The organism is endosymbiont of Ridgeia piscesae, assembly GCF_001443665.1.
Lineage (GTDB): Bacteria > Pseudomonadota > Gammaproteobacteria > Chromatiales > Chromatiaceae > Endoriftia > Endoriftia persephonae.
Window position 1 is genome coordinate 131692 of sequence record NZ_KQ557115.1, and the last position, 15247, is coordinate 146938.

The window sequence follows — 15247 nt, forward strand, 5'->3', positions numbered from 1 at the left end:
TCAGGGAGAGTGCGATGCGACAGGGATGTTTTGCCGGTTTGGTGTTGGGTGTCGGCTTGTGTGTAGGGTGTGGCGGTGACGGCAGCAGCGGATGAGTCGATCTACCGCTGTACCATGGCGGATGGTGCGGTGGAGTTTCGCCAGCGCCCCTGTCAGCAGGGGGTGCAGAGCGAGACCTGGGTGGTGGAGCAGACTCGCGGTTTTGAAGCGCCGGCGCAGCGCCCCGCTGCCGTCAAGAAACGCAAATTACGACGTAAAAAATCGAATGCCGGGGCGGCTGAGCGGGCGCGCAAACGCCAACAGGAGCGCTGTTTTCGTACCGAGCAGAAGCTGCAGCGGGTCGAGAACCGGTTGCGGGCCGGCTACAGAGCGTCGCAGAGCGCCCGTCTGCACCAGCGCCAGGGTGAGTATGAGGATTATCTGAGTCGCTTCTGTCACTAGGGAGCGTTGGAAACCCGCCAGCGTTGGTAGTCTGGCTCGCTGAGATAGCCGCGGCTGTTGATGTAGTTGGCCACGTTGCGCAGCCGATAGAAGCGCACCACCGAGTCGACCCGGATGATCTCATTGCCCTGTTCGTCGAAGAACAGCAGGGATGGAGTGTAGAAGAGGCCAAGTTCTTTCGCCCACTGCTTCGCCGTGGAGCGTCTGCCGTCGGGGGTGACGATCGGGGTGTCGGCGTTGATATCGAGCTGCACGTTGTCGAACCGCTGGAACAGCCTGTTGATGGCGGGTTCGCGTAGCGGCTGGCCATGCAGCACATCACAGGCGTGGCACTCACCCTGCTCGAAGAAGACCGCCAGCGGGCGCTCGCCGGGGAAGCGGGAGCGGTCGAGGTTGTGCGGTGGTGGCAGGAAGAAGGGCTCCTCGTTGAGCTCGCCGGGCTCGAAGTGGGTCGCCTCGTCGGCGCGGGCCAGGTAGTCGGGAAAGCTTTCTCTCTGGTAGTGGCGGTCGGCCACATACTCCAGTGCAGCACGAAACTGGTAGGGTGGGTAGTAGCCGCGCAACCGCAGTGCCTCGTGGCCTTCCTCATCGTAGAAGATCAGCGAGGGAGTGAAAGTGGTGTTCTCGCGCTGCGCCAGTTCCCGCTCCGTGAGCAGCTCGCCGGCCAGGTCGGTTACCTCGTCGATGCCCCAGATGTTGATTGCGACTACCTCGAAGTGGCGGCGGGTGTAGGCGGTGATGTCGGAGAGACCGAAGTTCACCTGCAGAAGCATCTTGCAGTAGGCGCAGCGCTGCTGGCCAAAGTAGAGGATCAGCCCTTGCTTGCCGCTTTGTTGGACATCGGCCAGATCCTCCTGCAGGTCGAGGAAGCTGTGCTTGAACCAGTCGGGGTGGCTGAGCGGCTCCTCCAGGGGAAAGTCATCGAAGGCGAAGAGATCTTTGGTATCTTCGGCAGCAAGAGCCGGGAGTGCGGACAATAGCAGGCTGCCCCACAGCAGCAGGGGCAGGAGAGATCGATGGTGTTTCATGCGGACAGCTCTTGGTGGTTTATTTTTCCAATGCGCCCGGAACAATTAGTCTGCCTGCCGCCGGTAGTTGTTGTTGGTGTGGCGGCTGGTTCTGTTCCGGCCGCTCTGGCCGGAACGCTTTATCCAAGTATATGCAGGGTGGACTCGGATTACTCCTTTTCGCGTTCGAGGTATTGCGACCAGTTGACGCTGCTGTCGCCGAATACGAAGAAGAAGGGGTTGAGCAGCGAATCTTTGGTGTTGTAGCGCAGCGGCTGCATATCGAGCATGGTGATTTTGCCGCCGGCAGCTTCCACTACCGCCTGCGCAGCGGCGGTGTCCCACTCGGAGGTGAGGCCAAGGCGTGGGTAGAGATCGGCGCTGCCGTCGGCCACCAGGCAGAACTTCAGCGAGCTGCCCATGGATGTCAGCTCGTGGGGACCGATGTTTTCGAGGAATTTGATCAGCGAATTGCCGGCGTGGGAGCGGCTGCCGGCGACAATCGCTGGACTGCGCAGCTTGGCTTGCACCTGGATCGCCTCGGCCTCTGCCGGGCCCTGTTTTTTCCACGCCCCCTCGCCAAGTACGCCGTAGTAGAAGCGCTCCAGCACCGGCGCATAGATCACGCCGAGCGTCGCCTGCTGATTCTCCACCAGGGCGATGTTGACGGTGAACTCGCCATTGCGTTTGACGAACTCGCGGGTGCCGTCGAGCGGGTCGATCAGCCAGTAGCGCTGCCATTCACGGCGGGTCTCGAAGGGAATCTTGGCGGACTCCTCCGAGAGCACTGGGATCTCCGGGGTGAGGCGCTCCAGCGCCTCGACGATGATCTGGTGGGAGGCGAGGTCCGCCTTGGTCAGTGGCGAGTCATCGGCCTTCTGCTCGATGCCGAAGTCATCGGAGTTGTAGACCTCCATGATCGCGTCGCCGGCCTGTTTGGCGAGTTCGAGGAGTTGGTCCATGGAGATCGGTGTCGTCATTGCAGATATTCCCTTGTCAGGCAGAGTGCGGCGATCGAGCGCGCCTCGGTAAAATCGGGTTGGGCCAGCAGTTGCTGCCAGTTCGAGAGCCTCCAGGGGACCACCTCGATGGGCTCGGGTTCATCCCCTTCGAGCCGGTCCGGATAGAGATCGCGCGCCAGAATAACATGGGTATTGTGCTGGATGTAGGAGGGTACGATGGTCACAGTGCGCAGTAGTTCCAGGTTTCGCGCCGCGTAGCCGGTCTCCTCGCGGATCTCCCGCCCAGCCGCCGCCAACGGCGTCTCGCCGGCCTCGATGCGCCCCTTCGGCAGGCCGAGCTGATAGTTGTCGGTGCCGCTGGCGTATTCACGGATCAGCAGCACCGTATCCTCGTCGAGCATCGGCACGATCAGCACCGAGCCGCTACTGCCGCCAAGCAGCCGTTCGTGGGTGCGGCGCTCACCGTTGGCGTATTCGATCTCCATCTCCTCGACACGGAAGATGCGGGACTGGACCACTTGGCGGCGGCTGAGGATCTTTGGTTTTTGTGGCATGATCGAGCTCGTTTCGTTGCAACCAGCTGGGGTGGCACAGCCTAACATGGAGCAGACTTTTGACGATGATTGACTGGCAGCAAATCGATACCGTGTTGCTCGACATGGATGGCACCCTGCTTGATCTGCACTTCGACAACCACTTCTGGCTGGAGTATGTGCCACAGCGTTACGCAGAGGCCCGTGGTCTGGAATATGCGGAGGCCAAGGATCAGCTGATGGCTCGTTACAAGAGCATCGAGGGGACTCTGGAGTGGTACTGTGTCGACCACTGGAGCCGCGAGCTGGGGCTCGATATTGCGCTATTGAAGGCGGAGGTGGAGCATCTGATCCAGGTGCATCCGCATGTGGTCGATTTTCTCGATCAGCTGATGTGCGCCGGTAAACGCCGGGTGCTGGTGACCAACGCCCACCAGAAGGCGTTGGCGTTGAAGATGGAGCGGACCCGTCTGGCGGGCTTTTTCGATCACATCGTCACCGCCCATGATCTGGGCCTGCCGAAGGAGGATCCTGCGTTCTGGGACAAGCTGCAGGCACTGGAGCCGTTTGATCGTGAACGCACCCTGTTTGTCGATGACAGCCCCTCGGTGCTTGCCTCGGCCCGGGGCTACGGCATCCGCTGGTTGCTGGCGATCCTCAAGCCAGACTCCAAGGGGCCGCTGCGTGAGGCGGGAGAGATCCCAGCCATTCACGACTTCTCCGAGGTGATGGCGGGTCTGAGTTCGGTCTGCTGATCAGCTCTTTTGGGTGTCCTGGCTGGCGCTGATCTGTGCCAGCATCTGCTCCATCCGCTGTAGCCGTTCATCCATCTGCAGGGTGCGCGTCTCGATGTTGTGCACCTCGCCAGCCTCGCCCTCGCCAGTATCCCGTGCGAACTGCTCATGCTCCCGTTGCAGGGTCTCCAGCACGATGCCGATCATCATGTTCAGGAAAACGAAGGCGACGATGAAGATGAAGGAGAGATAATAGCTCCAGCTCAGTGGGTAGATGGCCATGGTCTCGTACATCACGTCGGTCCAGTCCTCGAAGGTGGCGACGCGGAACAGGGTCAGCATGGCGATGGTGATGTTCTCCCACAGCTCCGGGTTGATGGTGTGGAAGAACATGCTGCCCGCTGCGGCGTAGATATAGAAGATGATGAACATCAGCAGCGAGACGTAGCCCATGCGCGGGATCGCAGTGACAAAGGCGTTCAGCAACACCCGTAGCTCCGGGATGATGGAGATCAGCCGCAGCACGCGGAAGATGCGCAGCAATCGCCCGAGTAGCGCCGCCTCACTATCCTCCACCGGAATCAGGCTGGCCACCACGATGATGAAATCAAAGACATTCCAGGCCTTGCTGAAGAAGCGTTTCAGATTCTGCTCGGCGATTATGCGGATGCTGATTTCCAGCAGAAAGAACAGGGTAATGCCGATGTCGAGGATTGCGAAGACGCTGCTCAGAGTCGGCGGGATGGCGTAGGTCTTGGCGCCGATCACCATCGCTGAGATCAGGATCACCAGGATTACGAAGGTCTCGAAGCCCTTGTTTTCGCGGATCGAGATGAAACGGTTCTGGAGGCTGGCTGCGCTGAGGTTCATGGGGTTCGGGGTGGCTGGAGTTCAGATTTTTAGGTCGCGGATTATAGCTGCTGCCGCGGAAAAATCATGTGGCTGTTGGCTCAGATTGGGGCATGGGTTCAACAGACAGATCGGCTTACGATAGCAATGCAGTGTGGGGCGCTGCTGTTTGGCTCAGCCTCTTGCGTGGTTTTCTGCTCGCGCTGCTGACGACCTATCGTCCCCATGTCTTGAAGCGTTTTTTACAGTAGTCGAGCAGTTCACGGTAGTTACGGAAGTGGAGCTCGAAGCCCGCTTCCGCCGGGGCGTCGAGTTCGCACCAGTCGTTGCTGTAGTCGCGACAGATCTGCGGGCGCTCGGCGTAGATACCGCAGGCGCCGTTCGGCTGGATGTGTTCGCAGCGGGCCTGGAACAACAGAAACCAGCCATCCTCATCTTTGTAGACCTCCACCCCCTGGTGGGAGACCTGCCACAGCAGGTGCTCGAAATCGACCTTGGAGCGTGGCGCGACGCCGAGGGCCTCGGTGGTGTAGCTGCAGCATTTTGAGCCGCTGCAGCGGCCACACTTGTCATCCACTCGGGTTATTGCGGGTTTTTTGATGTGCCCTCCGGATGGTGCCGGTGCCGGTGCCGAGGGCGTTTGGGCTTGTCACCCTCGGCCCTGTTTTCGTCGTGCTTTTTATGATGACCGCTGCTGTGGCTTCTGCCGTGGTGCTTACGGCCATCCTTGCTGCGATGCTGCACACGCTTGCTGCGGTCCGGGTAGATGCGGCTCTTTGGATCGACCTCTGCCAGCAGTTCGGCGGAGACCGTCTCCATCGGGATGGCGTGGCCGGTGTACATGGCGATGTCGGGAAGGGAGAAGGCGTAGGTCTCGCAGGCGAAGCTGATGGCGTCGCCGCTGGCGCCGGCACGGGCGGTGCGGCCGATACGGTGCACATAGTCTTCCGCATCCTCCGGCAGATCGTAGTTGACTACGTGGGTGACATCGGGGATGTGCAGGCCGCGCGCCGCCACGTCGGTGGCGACCAGTACCGATAGTTCACCGGACTGAAATTTGTTGAGCAGGCTGAGGCGTTTTTTCTGTGGCACGTCGCCGGAGAGCACCGCAGTGTCGATCTGGTTGCCCTGCAGGAAGCCCCAGACCTTGTCCGCGACCCGTTTGGTGTTGACGAAGACGATGGTGCGGCTCGCCTCTTGCCTGCGCAGTAGGCCGATCAGCAGTGGGATCTTCTCCTCGTTGGCGACCATGTAGCCGATCTCCCGCACTTTCTCAGCGGTGACCTGTTCTGGTTGCACCTCCACATGCTGCGGGTTGTTCATGTGTTCGTAGGCGAGCTCTTGCACCCGGTAGGAGAGGGTGGCGGAGAACAGCATGCCGAGGCGGCGGGTTGGGCCCGGGCAGCGCCGCAGCAGGTAACGGATATCCTTGATGAAGCCGAGGTCGAACATGCGGTCCGCCTCATCCAGCACTACCACCTGGATCTCATTGAGGTTGTATACATGCTGTTTGAAGTAGTCGATCAGTCGTCCGGGGGTGCCGACCAGGATGTCAACGCCTTGCTGCAGCTGGTTGCGCTGCTGTTCGTAGCCGGTGCCGCCATATACCGCGGCAGTGGTGAAGTCGGTATGTTTGCAGAGTGCCTCGGCGTCTTTGTGGATCTGCACTGCTAGTTCGCGGGTCGGGGCGAGCATTAGTGCGCGGGGTTGGTTGGGCCGGCGTTGTTCGCTGCTGGGGTGGTCGATCAGGTGCTGCAGGGTCGCGACCAGGAAGGCAGCGGTTTTGCCGGTGCCGGTCTGCGCCTGGCCGGCGACATCGTTGCCGGCGAGGGCGATTGGCAGGGTCTCCGCCTGGATCGGGGTGCACTGGATGAAGCCTGCCTCGGTGATGCCCTGCAGGAGTTCAGGGGCGAGATCGAATTGGTCGAATCGTGTGTCTGTCAAGTGTGTTTTGCTCATGGCGAGCAAGGATAACCCAATTTTTGTGAACTTTGGACTTGAATTAGTGGGATTTTTTCGATCCAATAAGCGACTCGTCACTGTTTGTGGCGTGAATTCACCTGATTTACCTGCTTCTAGGAACCCAAACACAGAGCACCATGCGGTGCCTGGTGTCTTCCCAGATCTTTTTGGAGAAACCCAACGTGAGTGGACAGATTGTTCATGTGACGGACGACTCTTTCGAGTCAGATGTGCTGCAGTCAACCCTGCCGGTTCTGATCGACTATTGGGCGGAGTGGTGTGGCCCCTGCAAAATGATCGCACCGGTGCTGGATGAGATCGCGGCTGAATACTCCGGCAAGCTCAAGGTCGCCAAGTTAAATATCGATGATAATTCCAACACCCCGCCCCAGTACGGTATCCGTGGTATCCCCACGCTGATGCTGTTCAAGAATGGCGAGGTCGAGGCGACCAAGGTGGGCGCGGTCTCCAAATCACAGCTGACCGCGTTTATCGACAGTAATCTCTGAGCGCTGGCAGAAGCCTGGCGACTGGACGCGTCACGAATGCCTGCTAGACTTCCCGCAACGCGAATCCGCACGCAGATCGCCCCCATCAAAATCTGAAGATACTTTTTCTCGGCTTGTCCCCCTATTCGGGGGCGACTCTCTTTTCCCGCCGATCCCATCAACTCAAAACCATCCCAAAACACCATGAACCTGACTGAACTTAAAAAGATGCCGGTCCCAGAACTGGCCGACCTCGCGCGCGATATGAAGATCGAGGGCATGGCGCGTACCCGTAAACAGGATCTGATTTTCGCTATCCTCAAGGCCCATGCGAAGAAGGGCGAGGACATCTACGGCGACGGGGTGCTGGAGATCCTGCCGGATGGTTTTGGTTTTCTGCGTTCGGGCGACAGCTCTTACCTGGCCGGGCCAGACGATATCTATGTCTCACCGAGTCAGATCCGTCGTTTCAGCCTGCGTACCGGCGACACCATCTCCGGCAAGATTCGCCCGCCGAAGGATGGCGAGCGCTACTTCGCGCTGCTCAAGGTCTCCGAGATCAACTTCGACAAGCCGGAGAACGCCAAGAACAAGATCCTATTTGAGAACTTCACTCCGCTGTTCGCCAACCAGAAGTTCACTCTGGAGAAGGGTAACGGCAGCACCGAGGACATCACTGCCCGCACCATCGAACTCTGTGCCCCGATCGGCAAGGGGCAGCGCGGCCTGATCGTCTCCCCGCCCAAGGCGGGCAAGACCATGATGCTGCAGAATATCGCCCAGTCGATCGCCTACAACCACCCCGAGTGCTACCTGATCGTGCTGCTGATCGACGAGCGTCCGGAAGAGGTGACCGAGATGGCCCGCTCGGTGCGCGGTGAAGTGATCTCCTCCACCTTCGACGAGCCGGCCACCCGCCACGTGCAGGTCGCCGAGATGGTGATCGAGAAAGCCAAGCGGTTGGTCGAGCACAAGATGGACGTGGTGATCCTGCTCGACTCCATCACTCGCCTGGCGCGCGCCTACAACACCGTCATCCCCTCCTCCGGCAAGGTGCTGACCGGTGGTGTCGACGCCAACGCCCTGCACCGTCCCAAGCGTTTCTTCGGCGCCGCGCGCAACGTGGAGGAGGGCGGCAGCCTGACCATCATCGCCACCGCCCTGGTGGAGACCGGCTCGCGCATGGACGATGTGATCTACGAGGAGTTCAAGGGCACCGGCAACATGGAGGTCCACCTGGATCGCCGCATCGCCGAGAAGCGCATCTTCCCCGCCATCAACATCAACCGCTCTGGCACCCGCCGCGAGGAGCTGCTGATGAAAGAGGGCGATCTGCAGAAGATGTGGATCCTGCGCAAGATCCTGCATCCTATGGATGAACTGGCGGCGATGGAGTTCCTCTTCGACAAGCTCAAGGTCTCCAAGACCAATCAGGAATTTTTCGACGCGATGCGGCGTTGAGGTAATGACTGACCCGGTTGCCACCGCGCCCCGGGTTTTATCCTGACGCCAGGCTAGCATGCCGTGACTGCAGCGTTCCCCCAGCAAACCTAATGCGATGAAGGCGATGATCCTCGCGGCCGGGCGCGGCGAGCGCATGCGCCCGCTCACCGACCATACCCCCAAGCCGCTGCTGCCAGTGGCGGGCAAGCCACTGATCCAGTACCACATCGAAAATCTGGCCCGTGCCAGCGTGCGTGAGTTGGTGATCAACCATGCTCACCTGGGTGAACAGATCGAGGCCTGGTTGGGTGATGGGGCGCAGTTTGGGGTTTCAATCCGCTACTCCCCCGAAGCCGAGGCGCTGGAGACCGGCGGCGGCATCTATCGTGCGCTACCTTTACTGGGAGAGGCGCCCTTCCTGGTGGTCAACGGCGATGTCTGGTGCGACTTCGATCCCAGCTGCCTACAGCTGGCCGGAGGAGATCTGGCGCAGCTACTGATGGTCGCCAATCCGGACCACCACCCAGGGGGGGATTTTCATCTGCAGGCGGGGCGGCTGGATGATCAGGGCAGTCCAAAGCTGACCTTCAGCGGCATTGGCCTCTATCGTCCGGCGCTGTTTGAAGGATGCCGGGCTGGCCGCTTCCCGCTGGCGCCACTGTTGCGGAATGCGATGGCCCAGGGCCGGGTGGCCGGCGCTGAACATCATGGTCGCTGGATCGATGTTGGCACTCCGCAACGCTTGCAAGAGCTGGAGCGCAAACTCACAGGATAAACTCGACCATGGGCCAGGAGATCAGCTCAAGCATCTTTTCCCCGGATGACTTTCGCGAGTTTCGGCAGCGGCTGAAGGCAGAGACCCGGCTCCTCGCTGAGTGGCTCAGAGAGGGGCGTTTTGCGTCGGTTGGGCACTGCGGTGGATTTGAGCTGGAGGCCTGGCTGGTGGATGGTAGTGGCTATCCTGCACCACTCAATCAGCCCTTTTTGCAGGCCCTCGACAACCCGTTGGTGGTGCCCGAACTGGCCACCTTCAATGTGGAGCTCAACAGTACTCCGCGCGCGATCAGAGGAACAGTCTTTTCCGAGATGGCGGCAGAGTTGCAGCAGCTTTGGTGCGAACGCCGGGATGCCGGCGCGCCGCTGGATGTCCGTCCAGGCATGATCGGTATTCTGCCAAGCCTGCGCCAGTCTGATCTGAGTCTGGCTAATATGTCGCCACTGAATCGCTACCGTGCGCTCAACGAGCAGGTCTTCCGGCTGCGTCGGGGTGAGCCGGTTGAGCTCGATATCAGCGGTCGGGATCAGCTGCAGTTGAGTCATCAGGATGTGATGCTGGAGTCGGCCACTACCTCATTTCAGATCCATCTGCAGGTGGGTGGTGCGGAGATGGCGCGCTTCTACAATCTAGCAAAGATGGTCTCGGCACCGATGGTGGCACTGTCGGCCAACTCCCCCTTTCTGTTTGGCCGGGATCTGTGGGATGAGACCCGCATCCCGCTGTTTGAGCAGTCGATCTCGGTCGGCGGCTCGGATCTCACCAAGCGGGTCAGCTTTGGCGTGCGCTACGTGAAGGACTCGATCATGGAGAGCTTCACGGCCAATCTAGAGCGCTACCCGGTGTTGTTGCCGAAGCTGATGGATGAGCCGGTTGAACGGCTTGCCCATCTGCGCCTGCACAACGGCACTATCTGGCGCTGGAACCGGCCGTTGATCGCCTTCGATGAGGCGGGCCAGGCGCAGCTGCGGATTGAGCACCGGGTGGTGCCAGCAGGCCCCAGCGTGACGGATAGCATCGCCAATGCCGCGCTCTTCTTTGGTCTGATCTACCAGCTGGCGAAGACCCAGCAGGCGGCAGAGCAAAAACTCGGTTTTATCCGTGCCAGGAGCAATTTCTACGCCGCCGCGCGGCGTGGGCTGGATGCTGAGATATTCTGGTTTGACTGGCAGAGGATGCCGCTCGCTGAGCTGGTGCTCGGACAGCTGCTGCCGGCTGCCGAGTCGGGGCTGGCGGCACTGGGGGTGGAGCCGGCTGAGATCGAACACTGGCTGGGCATCATTCGCGGGCGGGTGGAGACGCGGCAGACAGGAGCCGCCTGGCAGCGCGCCTGGGTGGAGCGCCATGGCCATGACATGCTAGCGTTGACCCAGGCCTATCTTGAGGCTCAGGAGAGTGGCAGACCGGTCTACCAATGGTCGATCTGAAGGAGGTTGCAAGGATCGATGCTGAAACAAGCGTTCTCTATCCCTGACGGATTGCTTGATCGGCAGGCCGATCAGCTGGCGTCTCTGCTCGAAGGCCCCACCCTGTTGCATCTGCCAGGGGCGCGCTCTGATCCGCTGTTTGTCTCGGTGCTGATGCACGGTAACGAGACAGTGGGCTGGGAGGCGATCAGGCGGCTGTTGCGGCGCTATGCCGGGGGGCGCGAGCTGCCGCGGGCTCTGAGCCTGTTTATTGGCAATCTCACTGCTGCAGCGCAGGGAGTCCGCCGCCTGCCGGGGCAACCCGACTACAATCGGGTCTGGCCCGGCGCTGAGGCCCAGGGGCTGCCTGAGCAGCGGCTGATGCAGCAGGTGGTGGAGGAGATGCGCCGGCGCCAGCCCTTTGCCAGTGTCGACATCCACAATAATACCGGGCTCAATCCGCACTATGCCTGCGTCAACCGTATTGAGCCCCGTTTCCTCCACCTTGCTGCCTTGTTCGGGCGTACCGTGGTCTATTTTCTGCGCCCCCGGGGGGTTACCTCGATGGCGATGGCAGAACTCTGCCCCTCGGTGACCCTGGAGTGCGGCAGGGTCGGTGAGCGCCGCGGCGTGGAGCACGCCATGGGCTACCTCGATGCCTGTCTACACCTGGCGGAACATCCGCAACATCCGATGGCAGAGCACGACATCGACCTGTTCCACACGGTTGCCCAGGTGAAGATTAGAGAGGAGACGAGCATCGGTTTCGACGGTGCGGTCGGAGATATTGTGTTCCACTCTGACATCGACCACATGAACTTCCGCGAACTGCCGGTCGGCACCGCACTGGCACGCATCGGGCCGATTGGTACGAAGCTCCTGGATGTGCGTGATGAGCGGGGGACCGATCGTACCGAGCGCTATTTTCATGTCGAGGATGGTGAGCTGCGGCTGCGCACGGCAGTGATGCCATCGATGCTGACCACCGATGCCAGCATCATTCGTCAGGATTGTCTCTGCTACCTGATGGAGCGTTACGACAACCACCTGCATGAGGGTGATTGAACCGCCACTTTGCTGAGGGATAGACGGGCGGGAATTATCTACCATATTTAGGGCTGAACTTTCCTGTTTGATGAGAGACGTCGCCCGCCATGAGCAAGCCCAAACCACCCCTGATCGGCATCACTGCAGCCAATGATCCGCGCATGCCGGAACACTACCTGTTGCGCTGGGACTATGTGCGTGGAGTGGTTGCGGCAGGTGGCATCCCGGTGATCCTGGCGCCCACCTCTGGATTGGAGATCAAGGCGGTGCTGGCTCGGATCGATGCCCTGGTGCTTTCCGGTGGCGGGGATATCGACCCGGCCTCCTACGGCGGTAGCGCACGGATTAAGCCGCTGCTGGCGAATCCGGAGCGGGATCAATTCGAGCTGGAGCTAGTGAAGCGGGCGCTTGATCTGGAGATGCCGCTGTTAGGTATCTGTCGCGGCATGCAGGTGATCAACGTCGCCTGCGGCGGTGATCTGATCCAGGATATCGAAGCCGAACGGCAGAGCCCGATCCTGCATGATGACCCGCTGCGTCCGCGGGACCGGATCGCCCATGAGGTGTCGATCTTGCCGGGCACCAGCCTGTTCGGCATGGTGCGACGTGAACGCATCGCGGTGAACAGTTTTCACCATCAGGCGGTGGATCAGCTTGGTGCTGAGCTGCGCATCAGCGCCTTGGCGGATGATGATCTGGTGGAGGCGATTGAGCACCCGCAGCTGCAGTTTGTGATGGGGGTGCAGTGGCATCCGGAGTCGCTGTGTAGCCTTGGTGCGCCGTTCTCAACCCTGTTCGATGAGGTGACCCGGCAGGCCTCCCGGATGATGCATGCCTGAGCCTACTTGAAGTAGTACCAGAGTAGCCCGACATATTCGTGCATAGCGTAGGCGACATTCTTCACCGCCAGGCCATTGGGCAGTCCCTCGAGCCAGACATGGCGGGTGTTGGTTTTGTGGATGAAGCCGGTAGGGGCCGGGATCACCTCCACGCCATTGCGTTTAAAGGCATAGACGGCGCGTCGCATGTGTAGGGCGTTGGTCACCAGCAGCACCTGCTTGATACCGAGCTTTTTCAGTAATTGTGCACTCAGGCGGGCGTTATCCCAGGTGGTATTGCTGGCGGCTTCGATCTGGCTGACGCTGACCCCAAACTCATCCTGCAGGATGCAGGATGCGGGCTGCGATCTTCGCTTCGGGCTCGCCGAAATAGATCGGGGTGCCGCCGCTGGGGATCACGGGCAGGCCGGTCTGGCGCGCCAGTTTGGCCGCATAGCGCAGTCGCTCCAGTTCGCGAGCGCTGACCGTGTCGCCGCCATACTCGGGAGCATCCAGATTGCGCCCGCCGCCAAGTACGATGATCGCCTCGGGGTGACTCTCTGCCAGGCGTTCTTCGCTGAGCGCGGGGTGGATCTCCAGGCCCTGCGCGAGCAGATCGGCAGTGATCGGCAGACTGGTGACCCACAGCAGTAGCAGAGCGAAGACAAATACCCGTCGGCCGTAGCCAAAGCGCCAGTAGAGTAGCCCAAGAAAACCGAGCAGAATCAGTCCACCGGGGGGGAGCAGCAGGTACTCGATGGCGCGGTGGGTGATGACGTCCATGGGCTGTGTCGCCTCAGGCTGATGAACAGTGACATGAATTGATTACAGATTTTAGCCTTTCAGCAATCTGCGATGAAGGGCGCTGCTGTTGTCAGCGCTGCGCAAACAGTGAATCGGCCTGCAGATCTGCGTGGTAGGAAGAGCGCACCAGCGGGCCACTGGCAACGTTGCTGAAGCCCATCGCCTCGCCGCTTTGGCATAGCGTATCGAACTCTCTGGGGGTGACATAGCGTTGCACCGGCAGGTGGTCACGGCTCGGTTGCAGGTATTGCCCAAGGGTCAGCATGTCGCAGCCGTGAGCGTGCAGATCTTGCATCACCTGTTCGACCTCCGTCAACTCCTCGCCGAGACCGAGCATCAGACCCGATTTGCTGGGCACCTGTGGACAGGCCTGTTTGAACGCCTGCAGTAGTTGCAGAGACCAGGCGTAGTCGGCACCGGGGCGTGCCTGCTGGTAGAGTCGCGGCACTGTTTCTAGGTTGTGGTTGAAGACATCCGGCGGCTGCTGGCTGAGTTGCTGCAGGGCGACCTCCAGACGGCCGCGAAAGTCGGGCACCAGGATCTCGACGCGGGTGTTGGGCGTCAGCCGGCGGATCTCGCGGATGCAGTCGGCGAAGTGGCCGGCGCCGCCGTCGCGCAGGTCGTCTCGGTCGACTGAGGTAATCACCACATAGTAGAGCCCCATCTGCGCGATTGCCTCCGCCAGCTGGCTGGGTTCGTCTGGATCGAGGGGGCGTGGCTTGCCGTGGGCGACATCGCAGAAGGGACAGCGGCGGGTGCAAATATCCCCCATGATCATGAAGGTGGCGGTGCCCTTGTGGAAACATTCGCCCAGGTTGGGGCAGGCGGCCTCTTCGCAGACCGAACTGAGCTTGTGTTCACGCAGCAGCTTGCGCACCCGATTGACCTGGCTGCCCAGCGGCGCCTTGGCGCGAATCCATTTTGGTTTGCGTAGCAGGCTGTCGCGCTGTTCCACCTTTACCGGGATGCGGGCGAGCTTGCTCTCACCGCGTTGATGGCTATCGGGGGTTGAGCGGGAAGGTGGCTGGTGGGTTTTGGTTTCACTCATCGGGGCTGGATTGGGATGTGTCGCTGTCAAAGCGCAGAGTGTACCCCAGTCGATCGGCCAGTTGTTGCGCCAATTCCACGGCTAGGATGGGGATGGGCGTGTGGCATCCTAGTTCTGACAACTGGGTCACCGCCAGCCCTGGATAGCCGCAGGGATTGATGCGGCTGAAGGGCTCGGTTTCCATCGCCACATTGAGGCTGAGGCCGTGGTAGCTGCAGCCACGTCGCACGCGCAGACCCAGGGCGGCGATCTTGCGCCCCTCTACATAGACTCCGGGGGCGTCGGCACGGGCTTCTGAGGTGATGCCCCGCTTGGCGAGCAGCTCGATCACCGACTGCTCCAGCAGGGTTACCAAGGCGCGCACGCCAAGTTTGGCGCGGCGCAGGTCGAGCATCAGATAGGCGATCAGCTGGCCAGGGCCGTGATAGGTGACCTGGCCGCCGCGGTCGCTCTGTACGATGGGGATCTCCCCTGGGTTTAATAGGTGCTCCGGCTTGCCTGCCTGGCCCAAGGTGAAGACTGGGGGATGTTGGAGCAGCCAGAGTTGGTCGGTGCTCTGGAGATCGCGCTGTTCGGTGTAGTCGCACATCGCCTGCCAGACGTCCAGGTAGGGCTGGACGCCCAGTTCACGCACAAGCAGGGTGTTCATGTCAGCTGCTCAGAGTGCCATGTAGACCTTCTCGTGGGCGCTGAGGTCGAGATAGATGGCGTCAAGCTGGGCCTTGCTGCTGGCCTTGATGGTGACGGTGACCGAGACCCACTTGCCGCCCTTGCTGGTGCGGCTGACCACCGCGCCTTCGTGCAGGTCGGGCACGTGGCGGCGGATTAGTTCAACGATTATCAGATCGAAGCCGGGTTCGGCCTTGCCCATCGCCTTGATCGGAAAGCTGCAGGGAAATTCCAGTAGGCTCTCTTGCTCGTCACTCATCT

Annotated in this window: 19 protein-coding genes; 8 read left to right on the top strand and 11 right to left on the bottom strand. The window is 60.9% G+C overall.

Going from position 1 to position 15247, the window contains the following annotated elements; all coding sequences use genetic code 11:
- Positions 1-75: 75 nt before the first annotated feature.
- On the top strand, positions 76-441 hold the full coding sequence (locus tag Ga0074115_RS00635; protein ID WP_232432834.1) for a DUF4124 domain-containing protein: 366 nt from the start codon (positions 76-78) through the stop codon (positions 439-441).
- Here Ga0074115_RS00635 and Ga0074115_RS00640 read toward each other — a convergent pair.
- The 3 genes from Ga0074115_RS00640 to nudE all read right to left on the bottom strand — a co-directional run bounded on the left by Ga0074115_RS00640 (position 438) and on the right by nudE (position 2964).
- Positions 438-1469 carry a thioredoxin family protein gene (locus Ga0074115_RS00640; protein WP_057955470.1) on the bottom strand — a complete coding sequence of 344 codons (1032 nt, stop codon included), beginning with the start codon at positions 1467-1469 and terminating at the stop codon, positions 438-440. The two genes, Ga0074115_RS00635 and Ga0074115_RS00640, sit on opposite strands and share 4 nt — an antisense overlap.
- A 149-nt stretch (positions 1470-1618) precedes the next feature.
- On the bottom strand, positions 1619-2428 hold the full coding sequence (cysQ, locus tag Ga0074115_RS00645) for a 3'(2'),5'-bisphosphate nucleotidase CysQ (RefSeq protein WP_057955471.1): 810 nt from the start codon (positions 2426-2428) through the stop codon (positions 1619-1621).
- Positions 2425-2964 (bottom strand): ADP compounds hydrolase NudE, encoded by a 540-nt coding sequence (nudE, locus tag Ga0074115_RS00650; RefSeq protein ID WP_006474891.1) that lies wholly within the window; start codon positions 2962-2964, stop codon positions 2425-2427. The genes cysQ and nudE overlap by 4 nt, the downstream gene beginning before the upstream one ends.
- Positions 2965-3029: 65 nt before the next feature.
- On the opposite strand from nudE, the gene yrfG reads away from it, so the two are divergent.
- Positions 3030-3698, top strand: a complete 669-nt coding sequence (gene yrfG / locus Ga0074115_RS00655; RefSeq protein WP_060528101.1) for a GMP/IMP nucleotidase — start codon at positions 3030-3032, stop codon at positions 3696-3698.
- Here yrfG and Ga0074115_RS00660 read toward each other — a convergent pair whose 3' ends face one another.
- The 3 genes from Ga0074115_RS00660 to rhlB form a co-directional block, all read right to left on the bottom strand.
- Positions 3699-4547: an ion transporter gene (locus Ga0074115_RS00660; RefSeq protein WP_057955066.1), complete on the bottom strand. Its 849-nt coding sequence runs from the start codon at positions 4545-4547 to the stop codon at positions 3699-3701.
- Between the two features lie 193 nt (positions 4548-4740).
- Positions 4741-5103: a YkgJ family cysteine cluster protein gene (locus tag Ga0074115_RS00665; protein WP_057955067.1), complete on the bottom strand. Its 363-nt coding sequence runs from the start codon at positions 5101-5103 to the stop codon at positions 4741-4743.
- A gap of 5 nt (positions 5104-5108) precedes the next feature.
- Positions 5109-6470, bottom strand: coding sequence for an ATP-dependent RNA helicase RhlB (gene rhlB / locus Ga0074115_RS00670; RefSeq protein ID WP_060528118.1), 1362 nt, complete (start codon positions 6468-6470; stop codon positions 5109-5111).
- Between the two features lie 200 nt (positions 6471-6670).
- On the opposite strand from rhlB, the gene trxA reads away from it, so the two are divergent.
- The 6 genes from trxA to Ga0074115_RS00700 all read left to right on the top strand — a co-directional run bounded on the left by trxA (position 6671) and on the right by Ga0074115_RS00700 (position 12486).
- Positions 6671-6997, top strand: a complete 327-nt coding sequence (trxA, locus tag Ga0074115_RS00675) for a thioredoxin TrxA (RefSeq protein WP_006474896.1) — start codon at positions 6671-6673, stop codon at positions 6995-6997.
- A gap of 183 nt (positions 6998-7180) precedes the next feature.
- Complete coding sequence (gene rho, locus Ga0074115_RS00680; protein WP_006474897.1) at positions 7181-8437, top strand: transcription termination factor Rho; 1257 nt, start codon at positions 7181-7183, stop codon at positions 8435-8437.
- 97 nt (positions 8438-8534) lie between these two features.
- A complete protein-coding gene (murU, locus tag Ga0074115_RS00685) occupies positions 8535-9194 on the top strand; it encodes an N-acetylmuramate alpha-1-phosphate uridylyltransferase MurU (RefSeq protein WP_057955070.1) in 660 nt (219 codons plus the stop codon).
- A gap of 8 nt (positions 9195-9202) precedes the next feature.
- The gene (locus tag Ga0074115_RS00690) at positions 9203-10621 is read left to right on the top strand and encodes a glutamate-cysteine ligase family protein (protein ID WP_057955071.1); all 1419 of its coding nucleotides are present in this window, start codon (positions 9203-9205) and stop codon (positions 10619-10621) included.
- 18 nt (positions 10622-10639) lie between these two features.
- Positions 10640-11665 carry a M14 family metallopeptidase gene (locus Ga0074115_RS00695; RefSeq protein ID WP_057955072.1) on the top strand — a complete coding sequence of 342 codons (1026 nt, stop codon included), beginning with the start codon at positions 10640-10642 and terminating at the stop codon, positions 11663-11665.
- 89 nt (positions 11666-11754) lie between these two features.
- Positions 11755-12486, top strand: coding sequence for a gamma-glutamyl-gamma-aminobutyrate hydrolase family protein (locus tag Ga0074115_RS00700; protein ID WP_057955073.1), 732 nt, complete (start codon positions 11755-11757; stop codon positions 12484-12486).
- A gap of 2 nt (positions 12487-12488) precedes the next feature.
- Here the strand turns inward: Ga0074115_RS00700 and Ga0074115_RS17020 are convergent, their stop codons facing one another.
- The 5 genes from Ga0074115_RS17020 to Ga0074115_RS00720 form a co-directional block, all read right to left on the bottom strand.
- On the bottom strand, positions 12489-12857 hold the full coding sequence (locus Ga0074115_RS17020; protein WP_324616965.1) for a YdcF family protein: 369 nt from the start codon (positions 12855-12857) through the stop codon (positions 12489-12491).
- Positions 12802-13248 carry a YdcF family protein gene (locus Ga0074115_RS17025; protein ID WP_267887541.1) on the bottom strand — a complete coding sequence of 149 codons (447 nt, stop codon included), beginning with the start codon at positions 13246-13248 and terminating at the stop codon, positions 12802-12804. The genes Ga0074115_RS17020 and Ga0074115_RS17025 overlap by 56 nt, the downstream gene beginning before the upstream one ends.
- A gap of 91 nt (positions 13249-13339) precedes the next feature.
- Positions 13340-14317, bottom strand: coding sequence for a lipoyl synthase (lipA, locus tag Ga0074115_RS00710; protein ID WP_057955074.1), 978 nt, complete (start codon positions 14315-14317; stop codon positions 13340-13342).
- Positions 14310-14966 carry a lipoyl(octanoyl) transferase LipB gene (gene lipB, locus Ga0074115_RS00715; protein ID WP_057955075.1) on the bottom strand — a complete coding sequence of 219 codons (657 nt, stop codon included), beginning with the start codon at positions 14964-14966 and terminating at the stop codon, positions 14310-14312. Before lipB ends, lipA begins: the two co-directional genes overlap by 8 nt.
- 9 nt (positions 14967-14975) lie before the next feature.
- A complete protein-coding gene (locus Ga0074115_RS00720) occupies positions 14976-15245 on the bottom strand; it encodes a YbeD family protein (protein ID WP_057955076.1) in 270 nt (89 codons plus the stop codon).
- Positions 15246-15247: the final 2 nt, after the last annotated feature.